General features: G+C 72.7%; 16 protein-coding genes. 5 read left to right on the top strand and 11 right to left on the bottom strand.

Going from position 1 to position 16,648, the window contains the following annotated elements:
* Nucleotides 1–858, bottom strand: coding sequence for an RNase adapter RapZ (rapZ, locus tag AB0M80_RS22930; RefSeq protein ID WP_176178290.1), 858 nt, complete (start codon nt 856–858; stop codon nt 1–3).
* A 42-nt stretch (nt 859–900) separates the two neighbouring features.
* Nucleotides 901–2,856, bottom strand: coding sequence for an excinuclease ABC subunit UvrC (gene uvrC / locus AB0M80_RS22925; protein ID WP_364568186.1), 1,956 nt, complete (start codon nt 2,854–2,856; stop codon nt 901–903).
* 224 nt (nt 2,857–3,080) lie between these two features.
* Here uvrC and AB0M80_RS22920 point away from each other — a divergent pair, with 224 nt between their 5' ends.
* The gene (locus tag AB0M80_RS22920; protein WP_364568183.1) at nt 3,081–3,860 is read left to right on the top strand and encodes an exodeoxyribonuclease III; all 780 of its coding nucleotides are present in this window, start codon (nt 3,081–3,083) and stop codon (nt 3,858–3,860) included.
* Nucleotides 3,861–3,881: 21 nt separating this feature from the next.
* Here AB0M80_RS22920 and AB0M80_RS22915 read toward each other — a convergent pair whose 3' ends face one another.
* From AB0M80_RS22915 to rpe, 5 genes are all read right to left on the bottom strand, one after another.
* The gene (locus AB0M80_RS22915; RefSeq protein ID WP_364568576.1) at nt 3,882–4,280 is read right to left on the bottom strand and encodes a PH domain-containing protein; all 399 of its coding nucleotides are present in this window, start codon (nt 4,278–4,280) and stop codon (nt 3,882–3,884) included.
* Nucleotides 4,281–4,324: 44 nt separating this feature from the next.
* The gene (ribH, locus tag AB0M80_RS22910) at nt 4,325–4,831 is read right to left on the bottom strand and encodes a 6,7-dimethyl-8-ribityllumazine synthase (RefSeq protein ID WP_364568180.1); all 507 of its coding nucleotides are present in this window, start codon (nt 4,829–4,831) and stop codon (nt 4,325–4,327) included.
* Entirely contained in the window at nt 4,828–6,156 is a 1,329-nt protein-coding gene (locus AB0M80_RS22905; RefSeq protein WP_364568178.1) for a bifunctional 3,4-dihydroxy-2-butanone-4-phosphate synthase/GTP cyclohydrolase II, read from the bottom strand. The genes ribH and AB0M80_RS22905 overlap by 4 nt, the downstream gene beginning before the upstream one ends.
* Nucleotides 6,153–6,782, bottom strand: coding sequence for a riboflavin synthase (locus AB0M80_RS22900; protein WP_364568176.1), 630 nt, complete (start codon nt 6,780–6,782; stop codon nt 6,153–6,155). The genes AB0M80_RS22905 and AB0M80_RS22900 overlap by 4 nt, the downstream gene beginning before the upstream one ends.
* An 80-nt stretch (nt 6,783–6,862) precedes the next feature.
* On the bottom strand, nt 6,863–7,534 hold the full coding sequence (gene rpe / locus AB0M80_RS22895; protein WP_364568573.1) for a ribulose-phosphate 3-epimerase: 672 nt from the start codon (nt 7,532–7,534) through the stop codon (nt 6,863–6,865).
* Nucleotides 7,535–7,656: 122 nt separating this feature from the next.
* Here rpe and AB0M80_RS22890 point away from each other — a divergent pair, with 122 nt between their 5' ends.
* The 3 genes from AB0M80_RS22890 (at nt 7,657) to AB0M80_RS22880 (ending at nt 10,736) form a co-directional block, all read left to right on the top strand.
* Entirely contained in the window at nt 7,657–8,856 is a 1,200-nt protein-coding gene (locus tag AB0M80_RS22890; RefSeq protein WP_364568173.1) for a histidine kinase, read from the top strand.
* Nucleotides 8,853–9,512: a response regulator transcription factor gene (locus AB0M80_RS22885; protein ID WP_364568170.1), complete on the top strand. Its 660-nt coding sequence runs from the start codon at nt 8,853–8,855 to the stop codon at nt 9,510–9,512. The genes AB0M80_RS22890 and AB0M80_RS22885 overlap by 4 nt, the downstream gene beginning before the upstream one ends.
* Before the next feature lie 108 nt (nt 9,513–9,620).
* The gene (locus AB0M80_RS22880) at nt 9,621–10,736 is read left to right on the top strand and encodes a serine hydrolase domain-containing protein (RefSeq protein WP_364568168.1); all 1,116 of its coding nucleotides are present in this window, start codon (nt 9,621–9,623) and stop codon (nt 10,734–10,736) included.
* Here the strand turns inward: AB0M80_RS22880 and AB0M80_RS22875 are convergent.
* From AB0M80_RS22875 to ggt, 4 genes are all read right to left on the bottom strand, one after another.
* The gene (locus AB0M80_RS22875; protein ID WP_364568165.1) at nt 10,725–11,222 is read right to left on the bottom strand and encodes a flavoprotein; all 498 of its coding nucleotides are present in this window, start codon (nt 11,220–11,222) and stop codon (nt 10,725–10,727) included. The genes AB0M80_RS22880 and AB0M80_RS22875 overlap by 12 nt on opposite strands.
* A gap of 10 nt (nt 11,223–11,232) precedes the next feature.
* Nucleotides 11,233–12,657, bottom strand: a complete 1,425-nt coding sequence (locus tag AB0M80_RS22870; RefSeq protein WP_364568162.1) for a transcription antitermination factor NusB — start codon at nt 12,655–12,657, stop codon at nt 11,233–11,235.
* A complete protein-coding gene (gene fmt, locus AB0M80_RS22865; RefSeq protein ID WP_364568159.1) occupies nt 12,654–13,580 on the bottom strand; it encodes a methionyl-tRNA formyltransferase in 927 nt (308 codons plus the stop codon). The genes AB0M80_RS22870 and fmt overlap by 4 nt, the downstream gene beginning before the upstream one ends.
* Nucleotides 13,581–13,812: 232 nt before the next feature.
* Entirely contained in the window at nt 13,813–15,612 is a 1,800-nt protein-coding gene (gene ggt, locus AB0M80_RS22860) for a gamma-glutamyltransferase (protein ID WP_364568156.1), read from the bottom strand.
* Between the two features lie 202 nt (nt 15,613–15,814).
* On the opposite strand from ggt, the gene AB0M80_RS22855 reads away from it, so the two are divergent.
* Nucleotides 15,815–16,633, top strand: coding sequence for a lysozyme (locus tag AB0M80_RS22855; protein ID WP_364568153.1), 819 nt, complete (start codon nt 15,815–15,817; stop codon nt 16,631–16,633).
* Nucleotides 16,634–16,648 lie beyond the last annotated feature (15 nt).

Genomic DNA, 16,648 nt, shown 5'->3' with positions numbered 1-16,648 from the left:
TTATTCACGACCAAGGTCGCGGTGCACCACCTTCACGGCCATCCCGTCCTCATTGGACAGACGCTGGGCGAGCTCCTCGGACAGCGCCACGCTGCGGTGCTTGCCGCCGGTGCAGCCGACGGCCAGCGTCAGGTACCGCTTGCCCTCGCGCTTGTAGCCGGCGCCGATCAGCCGCAGCAGCTGGTGGTAGCGGTCCAGGAACTCCTCGGCCCCCTCCTGCGAGAGGACGTAGTTGCGGACCTCGCCGTCGAGCCCGGTGTGCTCGCGCAGCTCCGGGATCCAGAACGGGTTCGGCAGGAACCGGACGTCCATCACCAGGTCGGCGTCCATCGGCAGGCCGTACTTGTAGCCGAACGACAGCACGGTGACCCGGGTCTGGGTGCTCGCCTCCGAGCCGAACGCGTCCTCGATCTTGGCCCGCAGGTCGTGCACCGAGAGCGACGACGTGTCGAGCACCAGGTCGGCCTCTTCGCGCAGCGGCTCCAGCAGCGTCCGCTCCGCCGTGATGCCGTCGGCGAGCCGGCCGTCGCCCTGCATCGGGTGGCCCCGGCGGACGGCCTCGAAGCGCCGCACCAGCACGGCGTCGGTCGCCTCCAGGAACAGCACCCGCGGCTTGTAACCGCGGGCGTCGAGGTCCTTGATCACCGAGGCCAGGTCGTCGGTGAAGGCGCGCGACCGCACGTCCATCACCACCGCCACCTTCGTGATCGCGCCGCGCGCCTGCGCGCCCAGCTCGACCATGGTGGCGATCAGCTCCGGGGGCAGGTTGTCGACGACGAACCAGCCCAGGTCCTCCAGGCACTTGGCCGCCGTGCTGCGGCCCGCCCCGGACAGCCCGGACACGACCGCGACCTCCATGCCGGAGCCGCGGATCTCCTCTTGCGCACTCACTGTGTTTCCCTACTCCCCTGCTCCTGTGCCGTTGCTCGCGCCGGACTCCCCGGCCAGCGCGGCGACCACGGCCTCCGCGGTGCGCCTGCCGAAGCCGGGCACCGCCTCGATCTCTTCGATCCTGGCCTGCTTGAGCTTCTTCACCGAGCCGAAATGCTTGATCAGCGCGGTCCGGCGAGCCTGCCCCAGCCCGGGCACACTGTCCAATTCGGACGTCACCAGCCGCTTGGAGCGCTTCTCGCGGTGGTAGGCGATGGCGAAGCGGTGGGCCTCGTCACGCAGCCGCTGCAGCAGGTACAGCCCCTCCGACGTCCGCGGCAGGATCACCGGATCGGGGTCGGCGGGCAGCCACACCTCTTCGAGCCGCTTGGCCAGCCCGATCACCGCGATGTCGGTGATGCCGAGCTCGGCCAGCACGTCCGCGGCCGCGGTGGCCTGCGGGCCCGCGCCGTCGACGACCAGCAGGTTCGGCGGGTAGGCGAACTTCTTCGGCCGCCCGGTCTCCGGGTCGAGGCCGGGCTTGCTCGTCTCCTCCGCCGTTTCCTTGAGGTAGCGGTAGAACCGCCTTCGCACGACTTCGGCGATCGAGGCGACATCGCCCTCCGTGGCCGCTTCCCGCAGCGCGAAGCGCCGGTACTCGGACTTGCGCGCGAGCCCGTCTTCGAACACGACCAGCGACGCGACGACGTCACTGCCCTGGATGTGGCTGATGTCGATGCACTCGATGCGCAGCGGCGCGGTGTCGAGCCCCAGGAACTCCTGCAGCTCGGTGAGCGCCGCCGAGCGTGCGGTCAGGTCACCCGCCCGCCGCAGCTTGTGCTGGGTGAACGCCTCCCCGGCGTTACGCTGCACGGTCTCGGCGAGGGCCTTCTTGTCGCCGCGCTGCGGCACCCGCAGCTGCACCCGCGACCCCCGCAGCCCGGTCAGCCACTCCGCGACCGCGTCGGCGTCCGCGGGCAGCTCCGGGACCAGCACCTCGCGCGGAACCACCGGCCCCGCGTCGACGTCGTCGCGGGCGTCCAGCTCGGCCTCGTCGCCGTAGAACTGGGTGAGGAAGTGGTCGACCAGCGCCGGGACGTCCATTTCCTCGGCCTTGTCGATCACCCAGCCGCGCTGGCCGCGCACCCGGCCGCCGCGCACGTGGAAGACCTGGACCGCGGCTTCGAGGTCGTCGTGGGCGAACGCCACGACGTCGGCGTCCGTGCCGTCGCCGAGCACCACGGCCTGCTTCTCCATGGCCCGGCGCAGCGCGCCGAGGTCGTCGCGCAGCCGGGCGGCCCGCTCGAACTCGAGCTCTTCGGATGCGGCCGCCATCTCGGTTTCGAGGCGCTTGATCATCACGTCGGTCTTGCCGGCGAGGAAGTCGCAGAAGTCCTCGACGATGTCGCGATGCTCGTCGGCGGAGACGCGCCCGACGCACGGCGCCGAGCACTTGTCGATGTAGCCGAGCAGGCAGGGCCGGCCGATCTGGCCGTGCCGGCGGAACACCCCGGCCGAGCAGGTGCGCGCCGGGAAGACGCGCAGCAGCAGGTCGAGCGTTTCGCGGATGGCCCACGCGTGCGCGTACGGGCCGAAGTACCGCACGCCCTTCTTGCGCGCCCCGCGGTAGACGTGCAGGCGCGGGTACTCCTCGCTCAGCGTCACCGCGAGGACCGGGTAGCTCTTGTCGTCGCGGTAGCGGACGTTGAACCGGGGGTCGAACTCCTTGATCCAGTTGTACTCGAGCTGGAGCGCTTCGACCTCGGTGGCGACGACCGTCCACTCGACGCTCGCGGCCGTGGTGACCATCTGGCGCGTGCGCGGGTGCAGGCCGGAGAGGTCGGCGAAGTAGGAGTTCAGCCTGCTGCGGAGGCTTTTCGCCTTGCCGACGTAAATGACCCGCTTGGCCGCGTCGCGGAACTTGTACACGCCAGGGGCGTCCGGGATGCTCCCCGGCGAGGGACGGTAGGTGGTCGGGTCAGCCACCACCCCAGCCTATTTGCCGCCACCGACAGTTTTCGCGCGCCCCCGGCGGGCCCGCCGGAAGCAGGGTGCCGGGCCGATCCCGACCGTCGTCGGTGTGCCCCCGGGTGACGCGGTGGTTACTTTCCGACCGACCGGTTGGGGCGCCCGGGTGTACGTCAACACGCCCGGCGCGACGGCTCGCCGCGCCGCCCGTTCCTGTCGGTGGGGTGTGGGATGCTCACGGCATGCGGATCGCCACCTGGAACGTGAACTCCATCGTCCCCCGCCTGCCGCGCGTGCTGGACTGGCTGGAGAAGACCGCACCGGACGTGCTGTGCCTGCAGGAGCTGAAGAACACGACCGAGGCGTTCCCGGCCGCGGAGATCGAGGCGCTGGGGTACGAGGTCGCCGCGTACGGGCTCGGGCGCTGGAACGGCGTGGGGATCGTCTCCCGGGTGGGGCTGGCCGACGTCGTGCGCGGGCTGCCGGGCGAGCCGCAGTTCGACGGGGCTTCGGAGGCCAGGGCGATCGGCGCGACGTGTGGTGGCGTGCGGGTGTGGTCGGTGTACGTGCCCAACGGGCGCGAGCCGGACAACCCGCACTACGCGTACAAGCTGGAGTGGCTGGAGGCCCTGCGGTCGCTGGTGGCTTCGGAGGTTTCGGCGGATCGCCCGTTCGCGGTCCTGGGCGACTTCAACGTGGCCCCGACGGACGCGGACGTGTGGGACATCGCCCTGTTCGCGGAGTCGACCCACGTGACCGAGCCGGAGCGCGACGCACTGGCCCGGCTGCGTGACCTCGGGCTGTCGGACGTCTTCCCGCGGCCGCTGAAGTACGACCACCCGTTCACGTACTGGGACTACCGGGCGGGGAACTTCCCGAACAACAAGGGCATGCGCATCGACCTGGTGTACGGGAACGCGCCGTTTTCCGGCGCCGTGACGGATTCCTATGTGGACCGTGAGGCGCGGAAGGGCAAGGGACCGTCGGACCACGCGCCGATCGTCGTCGACCTGGACCTCTGACGCCGGTTCCGGCGTCAGAGCTCAAGAGTTGGCCGCGCGGTGCAGTTTCCGCAGGGCCCGCACCGCTTCCACCGCGCGGTCCCGGTCCACGGCCTGCACCGCCATCACCGAGTGGTACTCGTCGTCCGGCAGCTCCAGCCGTGCCCACGAAGCACCGTCCGGGAAACTGACCGACAGCACGTCGCTCCACGCGAACCGGCGGGTCAGCAGCACGTTCCGGACCTCGATGCCGTCCGCGTCCGCCCGCACCCGCGCGACCGCGAACAGCATCACACCCGCCGCCAGCAGGATGCCGATGCCGACCATCGCCGCCTGGTCGGAGCGCTGGAAGCGCACCCCCGTGTCGCCGTTGCGCAGCAGGACCGCGACCACCACGAACACCGCCAGCAGCGCCACCGCCAGCACGCTGCACATGATCATCGCCCGCCGGGGGCGGATGACCAGCGTCGAAGAAGTACCCACGCTCACACGAAACCCCGCTCGGTCCACGGCTGGCGCAGGCCCCGCAGCACGTGCGCGGAGTCCAGGGCCGCCACCGTCGCCTCGTAGCCCTTGTCCTCCTTCGAGCCCGGCCGGCCCGACCGGTCGACGGCCTGCTCGTGCGTGTCGCACGTCAGGACGCCGTTGCCGACCGGGGTGCTCTCGTCGAGCGCCACCCGCGTCAGGCCCGCCGTCACCGCGTCGCACACGTACTCGAAGTGCGGGGTGCCGCCCCGGATGACCACGCCCAGCGCGACCACCGCGTCGTGGTTGCGGGCCAGCGCCTGCGCCACCACCGGCAGCTCGACCGCGCCCGCGACGTGGACCACGGTCGGCGCTTCCTCCAGCTCCGCGTCCTTCGCCGCGGCCAGGGCCCGCTCCAGCAGGACGTCGGTGATGTCCGCGTTCCACCGGGTGGCCACGATGCCGAGCTTCAGCGCCTTGCAGTCGGAGAGGTCCAGCTCGACGTCCGGACGGCCTTCGCCGCTCACAGTGCTCCTCCATCCGCGTGCTCGGGGCCGGCGCCGACCTGGTCGTAATGCTCGAGCTGGGCCAGGTCGTGGCCCATCCGGTCGCGCTTGGTCCGCAGGTAGCGCAGGTTCTCCGGGTTCGGCGAGATCGGCAGCGGCACCCGGCCGGTGACGCGCAGGCCGTAGCCCTCGAGGCCGACCCGCTTGGCCGGGTTGTTCGACAGCAGCCGCATGGTGCGGACGCCGAGGTCGCAGAGGATCTGCGCGCCGGTGCCGTAGTCGCGGGCGTCGGCCGGCACGCCCAGTGCGAGGTTCGCGTCGACGGTGTCCGCGCCGTCGTCCTGCAGCTGGTAGGCCTGCAGCTTGTGCAGCAGGCCGATGCCGCGGCCCTCGTGGCCGCGGATGTAGAGCACGACGCCGCGTCCCTCGGTGGCCACCGCTTCCAGCGCCGCCTCCAGCTGCGGGCCGCAGTCGCAACGCAGCGAGCCGAAGACGTCGCCGGTCAGGCACTCGGAGTGGACGCGCACCAGGATGTCCTGGCCGTCGCCGATCTCGCCGTAGACGAACGCGACGTGCTCGATGCCGTCGAGGAGCGAGTCGTAGCCGACCGCGCGGAACGTGCCCGCGGCCAGCGGGATGCGCGCCTCGGCGACCCGCTCGACCTGCTTCTCGGTGCGACGGCGGTAGGCGATCAGGTCGGCGATGGTGATGATCGCGAGGTCGTGGTCGGCGGCGAACACCTCGAGCTCGTCGCGGCGCGCCATGTCGCCTTCGTCCTTCTGCGACACGATCTCGCAGAGCACGCCGGCGGGGGCGAGCCCGGCCATCCGGGCCAGGTCGACCGAGGCCTCGGTGTGCCCGGGACGGCGCAGCACGCCGCCCTCCTTCGCGCGCAGCGGCACGACGTGCCCGGGACGGCGGAAGTCCTTCGCGGTGGACGCCGGGTCGGCGAGCAGCCGGATCGTGTGCGCGCGGTCGGCGGCGGAGATGCCGGTGCTGATGCCCTCGGCGGCGTCGACCGTGACGCTGTACGCGGTGCCCCGCGCGTCCTGGTTGGTGTGGTACATCGGCGGCAGGTCCAGCCGGTCGGCCTCGGCCTCGGTCAGCGCCACGCAGACGTAGCCCGAGGTGTAGCGGACCATGAAGGCCAGCAGCTCCGGCGTCGCCTTCTCGGCGGCGAAGATGAGGTCACCCTCGTTTTCCCGGTCCTCGTCGTCGACCACGACGACCGGGCGGCCCGCCGCGATGTCCGCGATCGCCCGCTCGATGGCGTCGGCGTCGAACACCGCTCCGGCACCGCACGGGGTCCAGCCTGCTTCGGGCTCTGCCGCACTCGTCTCACTCATGACCGCTCCTCCGTGCCGCCGTCCCGATTCTGCACCTGGTCGCGGATATGTGCCTCGGCCAGCTTCTCCACGTACTTCGCGACCACGTCGACCTCGAGGTTCACCAGGTCGCCGGGCTCGCGGCCGCCGAGGGTCGTCGCGTCCAGCGTGGTCGGGATCAGGGCGACCGCGAACTGGTCGTCGCCGATCGCCGCGACGGTCAGCGACACGCCGTCGACCGCGATGGAGCCCTTCTCGACCACGTACCGGGACAGGTGCTTCGGCAGCGCGAACGTCGTGACGCCGTTCCCGTCGCGGCCGAGGAACACGCCGGTCCCGTCGACGTGGCCCTGCATGATGTGCCCACCGAGCCGGCCGCCGGCCGGGGTGGCGCGTTCGAGGTTGACCCGGTCGCCGACCGCGACCTTGGCCAGGCTCGACCGCTGCAGCGTCTCGTCGACGACGTCGACGGTGAACTCGCCGCCCGCCACCTCGACGACGGTCAGGCACACCCCGCTGACCGCGATCGAGTCGCCGTGCCCGGCGTCGCTGGTGACCAGCGGGCCGCGGACGCGCAGCCGGGCCGCGTTGGTCAGCTGCTCGACCGCGGTGACTTCGCCGATCTCCTCGACTATGCCGGTGAACACGTGCGCTGCCTCCTTGTGAGCCGGTCCTCCCATCCAACACCCGCCGCGGCCCGGTGGCTTCTCCGGTGCCGCTGCGGGGTTCAGCCGGCCCGGCCGCGGGCCGCCTGTTCGCGCAGCGCGGCGACCGCCTTGCCCGGGTCGGCGGCGCCGTAGACGGCGGATCCGGCGACGAAGCAGTCGACGCCCGCCTCGGCGGCCTGTTCGATGGTCTCGGCGTTGATCCCGCCGTCGATCTCGACGATCAGCTTGAGGTGCCCGGTGTCGACCAGCCGCCGCGCCGTGCGGACCTTCTCCAGGACGTCCGGGATGAACGACTGCCCGCCGAAGCCCGGCTCGACCGACATGACCAGCAGCGTGTCGTAGTGCTTGAGCGCGTCGAGCCACGGCTCGAGCGCGGTGCCCGGTTTGATCGAGAGGCCGGCCTTCGCGCCCGCGGCGCGCAGGTTCTTCGCCAGCGCCACCGGGTCCTTCGCGGCCTCGGCGTGCACGGTGACGTTGTAGGCGCCGGCCTCGGCGTACCCGGTCGCCCAGCGGTCCGGGTCGTCGATCATCAGGTGGCAGTCGATCGGCAGGTCGGTGCTGTCGATCAGGGCCTTGGCCACGGGCAGGCCCAGGGTCAGGTTGGGCACGAAGTGCGCGTCCATGACGTCGACGTGGACCCAGTCGGCGCGGGTCTCCCCACCGCCGGCGACGGCGGCGATCTCTTCGCCGAGCCGGGCGAAGTCCGCCGCGAGGATGCTGGGTGCGATCAAAGGTCGGTCTGCCACGTTCCGAGTGTAGGAGGACCGCGCTAACGCTCGCTAACCGGTTGTGACCAGGATCTGGCTCCGGAGAGGGAGGTCACGCGGCACCGGCGCACCCTAATCTCGGCGGCATGTCCGGTTTCGCGAGATCCCTGCTGCGCCCCGATGGTTACCGCAGCGTGCCCTATGCCCTGCTCGGGATGGCGCTGGCGCTGCCCGCGATGCCGTTCGCCCTCGTCGCCGCGTTGTTCCCCGGTACGCCCCGGCTGCTGTTCGTCCTCGCGCTGGTGCCGGTCGCCACGGTGCTGGCGGTGGCCGGGCTGAGCGGGCCCATGCGGCGCTTCGGCGTCGCCGTCGCCAACGCGGTGCTCGGCACCGAGCTGCCGTCGCCCGGCCGGGTGCGGCCCGCCTGGCCGGACCGGCTGCGCTCGGCCGCCTGGCTGGTGCTGCACGCCGGGCTGGGCGTGCTGCTGCTCGCGGTGGAAGGCGTGCTGCTGATCGGCGTCTTCATCCCGGTGATGTGGCTGAACGGCGACCAGGGACAGTTCGCGTTCTTCGGCACGACCGCCGTCGCCGGCGCGTGGACGGTGCCGGTCGCGCTCGGCATGCTGGCGCTCGCGCTGCTGGTCGCCGCGGCCGCCACCCCCGTGTTCCGGGCCGGCGCGACGGCGCTGCTGAGCCCTTCGGCGACCGAACGCGCCGCGCTGGCCGAACGGCGCTCGGCCGTGCTCGCCCAGCGCAACCGCCTGGCCCGCGAGCTGCACGACTCCATCGGGCACACGCTCACGACGTCGACCATCCAGGCGGCGGCCGCGGCCGACCTGGTCGAGGCGGACCCGGCCCAGGTCCGGCGCGCACTCGGCACGATCGAAGAAGTTTCCCGCAACGCCCTCGAAGACCTCGACCACGTCCTGGGCCTGCTTCGCGAGGAGCCGGCCGCGAAGGCGCCGACGCGGACGCTGGCCGAAGTGGACGTCCTCGCCGTGCGGGCCCGCGAAGCCGGGCTCGACGTCCGCCTGGCCGTCACCGGGCCGGTCGCCGCGCTGCCCGCCACGGTGTCGCGTGAGGGCTACCGGATCGTCCAGGAGGGCTTGACGAACGCACTGCGCCACGCCGGTCCCGGCGCGGTCGACGTCCGGGTCGAGGCCGGGCCGGACCGCCTCGGCATCGCGGTCGTCAACGCGCTGGCCGGCGACGGGCCGCGGACCGGGCGGCGCGGGCTGGCCGGGCTCGCCGAGCGCGTCGAAGCCCTGCGCGGCGAGCTCGACGCCGGCCCGGACGGCCGGCAGTGGCGGCTGAACGCGACCATCCCGCTGCGGGCGGGCGCGTGACGCCGTCGGTGCTGCTCGCCGACGACGAGCCGCTGGTCCGCACCGGGCTGCGGGCGCTGCTGGAACAGCAGGGCCTGCCGGTGGTCGGCGAGGCGGCCGACGGCGGCGAGGTCCTGGAAGCGGTGCGGCGGACCCGGCCGGACGTCGTGCTGATGGACGTCCGGATGCCCGGCACGGACGGCATCGAGGCCACCCGACAGGTGCTCGCGGCGCTCGCGGACCCCCCGAAGATCCTGGTCGTCACGACGTTCGACAACGACGACTACGTGCACGAGGCGCTGCTGGCCGGGGCCAGCGGGTTCCTGCTGAAGCGGGCCCGCAAGGAGGAGATCGCGCACGCCGTGCGGACGGTCGCCGCCGGTGAGTCGCTGCTGTTCCCGGCGGCGATCCGGCGGCTGGTGCACGGACGGCTCGCGAGCGGCGAGCACGCCCGGGCGGCGAAGACGCTCACCCGCCGTGAAGCCGAAGTGCTCCGGCTCATCGCCACCGGACTGTCCAATCAGGACATCGCGGTCGCGCTGGTGATCAGCCTGGAGACGGTGAAGACGCACGTGGGCAACATCTTCGCCAAGCTCGGTGCCGGCAACCGCAGCCAGGCCGTGGTCATCGCGTACGAGGCCGGGGTGGTGCGGCCGGGGCACGTCGCCGGCCGCTGACCCGAGTGGAGGTGGGGTTTACCCCAGGAAGATCCGGTGGTCTGCCCCATCCCGCCGGGTGGCCCGGTTCCCCTAGCGTGGGGGATCGAGACACCAGGGGGTTCATCCATGCGAAAGTCCTTACGCGGCAAGCGAACCGTCGCCGTCGGCACGCTCGTCGCGCTGCTCGCCGCCACCACCGCCGCACCCGCGCTCGCCACCACGGCGGATCCGGTGCAGGACAGCCTCGACGTCCTCACCGCCCAAGACGGCGTGCCGGGCGCCGAAGCCGTCGTCCAGGACGGCCGGCGGACGCGGGTCGTGCGCAGCGGCACCGGCGACGTCCTCACCGGGAAGCCGTTCCCGCGTGACGGCTCGTTCCGCGCGGGCAGCGTCACGAAGACGTTCGTCGCGACGGTGGTCCTGCAGCTGGTCGGCGAAGGCCGGGTGAAGCTGGACGCCCCGGTCGAGCGGTACCTGCCGGGCGCGCTCCCCGACCCCCGGATCACCGTGCGGCAGCTGCTCCAGCACACCAGCGGGCTCTACAACTACACGCAGGACTTGGCCGGCGTCGACCCGGAAACGCTGCGCCACCGCGGCGCCGAACCGGCCGAGCTGCTGGCGATGGCGCTGAAGCACCCGCCGCTGTTCCCGCCCGGCGCGAAGTGGTCGTACTCCAACACCAACTACATCGTGGCCGGGATGATCGCCGAACGCGTGACCGGGCGTGACCTCGGTGGCGAGATCGCCCGCCGGATCACCCGGCCGCTGGGCCTGCACGGCACCTACCTCCCCCGCCGCGGCGACGAGAAGCTGCCCGCGCCGCACGCCGTCGGCTACACGCCCGTCAGCGGGCAGCTGGTCGACTTCAGCGACTTCGACGCGACGATCGCCGGCGCGGCGGGCGGCCTGGTCACGACGCCGTCCGACCTCGACCGGTTCTACGGCGCACTCCTGGCCGGGCGGCTGCTGCGCCCGGCCGAGCTGGCGGAGATGCAGCGCACGGTCCCGGCCGAGCTGGGCATCCCGGGTGCCGGCTACGGCCTGGGGCTGGGCAGCATCCCGCTGTCCTGCGGCGGCGTGGCCTGGGGGCACGGCGGGTCGATTCCGGGCTTCACGACGATGTCCGGGGTGGCCGCGAACGACCACCGGGTGACGCTCGTGGCGAACCAGGACCCGCTGCCGGACGGCGCGTCGGCGCACGTGATGGCCGCCTTCGACGCCGCCGCCTGCTCAGGGCAGTAGGTCCAGGGCCTCGGTCCACGGCCGCCGGACGTCCAGGCGGTGCAGCGTCACCCCGGCGCCCGCGAGGGTGTCGAGGTGGCGCTGCCACGCCGGGTGGTGCACCCGGGTGTCCTGGATCTGGTACGCCACGACGATCGTGGTCCCCGGCGCACCCAGCACGTCGCCGAGCACGGTCAGGGCCTGGTTGTCCGCGATGCCGAGCGCGAGCTTGGCGACCGAGTTGGCCGACGCCGGGGCGAAGAGGAACACCTCCGGATCGGGGTGCGGCCGCGGTTCGCCGGGCAGCCGGGACACGCTGCGGACCGGCAGGTCCGTGCACGCGGCGAGGTCGTCGAGGCCACCGGTGGACTCCAGCCAGCGCATCGCGGCCGGCGTCAGCGTGATCGCCGGCCGCCAGCCGCGGGCCGCGGCGGGTTTCGCCAGCTCGGCGGCGAACCGGACGTCCAGTCCGCCGCACGAGCTGGCGACCAGCCCGAGATCTCTCACGGTCGGCCCGTCACGGTTTGCGGAGCACGGCGCAGAACATCGCGTCCGTGCCGTGGCGGTGCGGCCACAGCTGCACGTACGGCCCGGCACCGAGCTGCGGGACGTCGGGGAAGAACGCGCGCGCGTCCAGCACCTCGCCCTTCAGCCGCCGCGCCGTCTCCGCGAAGACGCCCTCGGTTTCGGCGAGGTGCGGCGAGCAGACGACGTAGGTGAGCGCGCCACCGGGCCGCAACAGGGCGTAGGCCGCGGTGATCAGCTCGCCCTGCAGCTTCGTGAGGTCGGCGACGTCGGACGGCTGACGCCGCCAGCGCGCCTCCGGCCGCCGCCGCAGCGCGCCGAGGCCGCTGCACGGCGCGTCGACGAGGATCCGGTCGTAGCCCGGCTCCAGGCCGCTTTCGCGGCCGTCGCCCACGTGCACCTTCACCGGCAGGCCGATCGTGGCCTTCTCGACGAGCTTCGCGCGGTGCGGCGCCTTCTCCACGGCGTCGACGGTCGCCCCGCTCAGCGCCGCCAGCGAGCCGAGCATCGTCGCCTTGCCGCCGGGGCCGGCGCACAGGTCGAGCCAGCGTTCGTCCGAGCCTTCGAGAGGCACCTTCGTCGCGGCGATCGCGCAGAGCTGGCTGCCCTCGTCCTGCACCGCGGCCAGCCGCTCGCGGACGGGCTCGACGTCGGCCGGGTCGCCGGCGCCGGCGGGCAGCCGGACGCCGTAGGGCGAGTACGGCGCCGGGTCGCCGCCGGTGATCGCGGCGAGCTCGTCGGCGCTGATCTCACCGGGGCGGGCCACGAGGTGCACCTCGGGCCGCGCGTCGTCGGCTTCGAGCGCGGCCTTCAGCTCCGCGCCTTTGTCCCCCAGCGCTTCGGCGAACGACCGGGCGATCCAGCGCGGGTGCGCGGTGCGCAGCGCGAAGGCGCCGATCGGGTCGGTGCCCTCGTCGGGCGCCAGCTCGTCCAGCCAGGTCTGCTCGTCCTTTTCGGACACCTTGCGCAGGATGGCGTTGGCGAACCCCGTGGCCCACGAACCCGCTTCCGCGCGCACGAGGTCCACAGTGGACGTGACGGCGGCGTGCTCGGGGATGCGCGTGCGCAGCAGCTGGTAGACGCCGAGGCGCAGCGCGTCGAGCACCGCGGGGTCGGTCTTGGACAGCGGCCGCTCGGCGCAGGACTCGATGATCGCGTCGAGCAGGCCCTGCGCCCGCGACGTGCCGTACGTCAGCTCGGTGGCCAGCGCCGCGTCCCGGCCGGTGATCCGCCGCTCGCGCAGCAGGTCCGGCAGGACCAGGTTGGCGTAGGCGTCCTTCGTCCGGACGGCGGCGAGGACGTCGAACGCGGCCTGCCGGGCCGGGTCCACCTCGGGCGGGCGGCGCGGCCCTTCCTTGCGCGGTGCCGGACGGCCCCGCTGCGGCCGTGACGGACGTCGTTCCTTGTGGTCGTTCACCGGAGGCGCTCTCCCTGGTCGATCCTCGTACCGCGCGCCCAGTCGGTGGCCGCCATCCGTTTCTTGCCGGGTGCCTGGACCTCGCCGAGCCGCAACGGCTTCGTCGCCGTCCCGACCAGCACCCGTTTGCGTTCGACCACGATCTCGCCCGGCGGCGGGCCGGGTTCGTCGAGCACCGTGACCGGGCCGAGCTTGAACCGTTCCCCGCGGAACTCCGCCCACGCGCCCGGTTCGGGGGTGACCGACCGGATCTGCCGGTCGACCGCCGAGGCCGGGTCGGCGAAGGACACCCGCGCGTCCTCGACCGTGACCTTCGGCGCGTAGCTGACCCCCTCGGCGGGTTGCTCCCGCGCGACCAGGCTGCCGTCGGCCAGGCCGTCCATGGTGGACAGCAGCAGCTTGGCCCCGGACTCCGCGAGCCGCCCGAGCAGCGCGCCGGCGGTGTCGGTGGCCCCGATCGTCTCGGTGACGACGCCGTAGACCGGGCCGGCGTCCAGTTCCTTGACGATCCGGAAGGTCGAGGCGCCGGTGATCTCGTCCCCGGCGCGGATCGCGGCCTGCACGGGCGCGGCCCCCCGCCACGCGGGCAGCAGCGAGAAGTGCAGGTTCACCCAGCCGAGCCGCGGGATGTCGAGGGCCGGCTGCGGCAGCAGCGCCCCGTAGGCGACGACCGGGCAGGCATCCGGCGCGAGCTCGGCCAGGCGCGCGAGAAAAGCCGGATCGCCGGCGCGCGCGGGCGTCAGGACTTCGATGCCGTGTTCGTCGGCAAGCGCACCGACGGGCGACCGGACGACCCGCCGGCCGCGCCCGGCCTGCGCATCGGGCCGGGTGACCACGGCAACGACCTCGTGCCGGCCGGAATCGAGCAGGGCGCGCAGGGCGGGGACCGCCGGGTCGGGAGTGCCGGCGAAGACGAGCTTCATCGGCCCACCCCCGGCGGAAGCAGGGTTTCAGGTGGCTGGAACATCAAGGCCGAGTCTAGAAGGCCCCCTTCACCGGGGCGCGCCCAGCTCAGGCCTGGTTGTCCACAGGGTCACCGTGATGTGGACAACCGGGCCTGGCCACGGTCTTTCCCGGCTTTTCGTCGGCCCCCCTCGATACACTGGAGCCGGGGCCGGTCCCCCGGAGAGGGCGGGGGCCGCCTCGGGGCGGCCGCTACCAGCCGGCTGGCCACACCACCTGGGCCGCGCCCTGGCCGCGCCGGACCGGTTCCGCCGCCGCCAGCCAGCGGCCGTCGCGCAGGCGCTCGACTCCCGTTGCCGCGCCGATCTCCGCCGGTGCCGTCGAGAAGCCCTGACCGCGGGCCCTCAGCGCCGCCGTCTCCGGCTGGTCGAGGAACGCCTGCTCCACCTGGGCGGCCGCCGAGTTCCGCTGGGACGCGCGCGGCGCCGCGATGGCGTCCTCCAGGGACAAGCCGCGGTCGACGCGGCCGAGGATCACCTGGAGCACCGTCGTGATGATCGACGCGCCGCCCGGCGAACCGGCCGCGAAGAACGGGCGTCCGTGGTCGAGCACGATCGTCGGCGCCATCGACGAGCGGGGGCGCTTGCCCGGGCCCGGCAGGTTCGGGTCGGGCACGCCCGGCGTCACCGGCGTGAACGAGAAGTCGGTCAGCTCGTTGTTGAGCAGGAACCCGCGGCCCGGCACGACGATGCCGCTGCCGCCCTCCTGCTCGATGGTCAGCGTGTAGGCGACGACGTTGCCCCACTTGTCGGCGACCGTGAGGTGGGTGGTGTTCTCGCCTTCGTACGGCGTCGGCGCGGCGGTCGCGCCCGCGGCGCACGGCACCGGGTGCCTCGGGTCGGCCGGGGCGACCGGGCTGGTCGCGGCCTTGTCCTTCGAGATCAGGCACGCCCGCGAGTCGGCGAAGCGCTGGCTGAGCAGCTCGCGCGCCGGGACGTCGACGAAGGCCGGGTCGCCGATCCAGCGGTTGCGGTCGGCGAAGGCGAACCGGGTCGACTCCAGGAAGTACTGCAGGTAGTCGGCCTTGCTCGCGTGCTTGAGGTCGAAGTTCTCGAGGATGTTGAGCGCTTCGCCGACCGTCAGCCCGCCCGACGACGGCGCCGGCATGCCGTAGACGTCGAGCCCGCGGTAGGTCGCGTGGGTCGGGCGGCGCTCGATCACGTCGTAGGCGGCGAGGTCGCCGGTGGTCAGCTTCCCGGGCCGGACGTTCAGCGTCGAGGCCGGGTCGACCGGCGGTTTCTGCACGGTCTTGGCGATGTCCGCGCCGATCGGGCCGTGGTACAGCGCGTCGACGCCGTAGCGCTCGAGCTGCGCGTACGTGGCGGCCAGGTCGGGGTTCTTGAAGACGGTCCCGGGTGCCGGCGGCGCGCCGCCCGGCAGGTACAGCGACCGTGTCGACGGGAACGCGGAGAACCGCGCGGCGTTGTTCGCGATCTGCGTCTGGAACGTCGGGTCGACGACGAAGCCCTTGCGCGCGAGGTTCTCCGCGGGCTTCAGCGCCTTCGCCAGCGGCCGCGTCCCCCACTTGCGCAGCGCCTCGGCCCAGGTCGCGGGTGTGCCGGGCACGCCGACGCTCAGACCGCTGGTGACGGCGTCGGCGAACGGCAGCGGCTGGCCGTTCTCGACGAAGAGGTTTTCGTCGGCGGTCTTCGGCGCGGTTTCGCGGCCGTCGAGGGTGTGCACGCGGTGGGTCTTGGCGTCGTAGTAGACGAAGAACCCGCCGCCGCCGACCCCGGCGGAGAACGGATCGGTGACGCCGAGCGCGGCGGCGACCGCGACGGCGGCGTCGACGGCGTTCCCGCCGTCGCGCAGGACCTGGGTGCCGATCGCGGTGGCGTCGGCGTCGATGCTGGCCACGGCGCCCCCGAAGCCGGTGGCGACCGGTGACTTCGGGGTGGGGGTGGCCGCGGTGGCCGGTCCGCTCGCGACGGTGGTGACGAGCGCGGCGGCAGCGGCGATGACGAGGATTCGGCGGCTTCTGTGCGCGGGCATGCGGGCGAGTCTGCCCCTCGCGCCAGGCGGCTACAAGACACCAAGGGCGCGATTCGCCCGCATTGTCAACTTTTCACGCACTTTAGGGGTTCGCGAAATTGATTCACATGGAGCAGTGACGCTGCGGCCCTCGCTGTAACAGAATCGTGCGGCGCGGCCTGCACACCGCGCACCGCGAGGGCAAGCGAAAGGACAACCGAAGATGACCGCACCGCGAAGGGGGTGGCGCCGCCTGCTCGGCGCCGCGCTCACGGTCTCGACCGCCCTGCTGGTCGTGACCGCCGGCACCGCCGAGGCGTCGCCGCCGCTTCCCGAACAGGACGCCACCGGCAACCACGAAATGGGCGCGGCGATCCGCGCCCATGACGGGGCGGCACCGGCCGGGTTGGCCCCGGCGTCGGTGGACGCGAGCGTTCCCGGCATCGATGTAAGCGCTTACCAGGGCACCGTGAACTGGGCGTCGTACTGGAGCGCGGGCAAGAAGTTCGCCTACGTCAAGGCGACCGAGGGCACCGGCTACCAGAACGCGTACTTCAGCCAGCAGTACACGGGCTCCTACAACGTCGGCATGATCCGCGGCGCGTACCACTACGGCCGTCCGGACACCTCCGGCGGCGCGGCCCAGGCCGACTACTTCGTCGCCCACGGCGGTGGCTGGTCGAAGGACGGCAAGACGCTGCCGGGCACGCTCGACATCGAGTGGGGCCCGGACAACGCCTGCTACGGCAAGACCCCGGCGCAGATGGTGGCGTGGATCAAGGCGTTCAGCGACGAGTACCACGCGAAGACGACCCGCTGGCCGGTGATCTACACGGCGACGAACTGGTGGAGCCAGTGCACCGGCAACACCGGCGACTTCAGCTCGACGAACCCGTTGTGGGTGGCGCGCTACGCGTCGTCGGCGGGCACACTGCCGTACAACTGGGGCTTCTACACGTTCTGGCAGTACAGCTCCTCGCCGATCGACCAGGACACGTTCAGCGCGGACATCACGCGCCTGAAGGTGCTGGCGACGGGCTGATTTCCCGAGCCGTTC

This window comes from Amycolatopsis sp. NPDC051045 (assembly GCF_040682955.1).
Taxonomy (GTDB): Bacteria; Actinomycetota; Actinomycetes; order Mycobacteriales; family Pseudonocardiaceae; genus Amycolatopsis.
The sequence above is the reverse complement of the archived record's forward strand: the minus strand, read 5'-3'. Positions and strand labels throughout refer to the sequence as shown.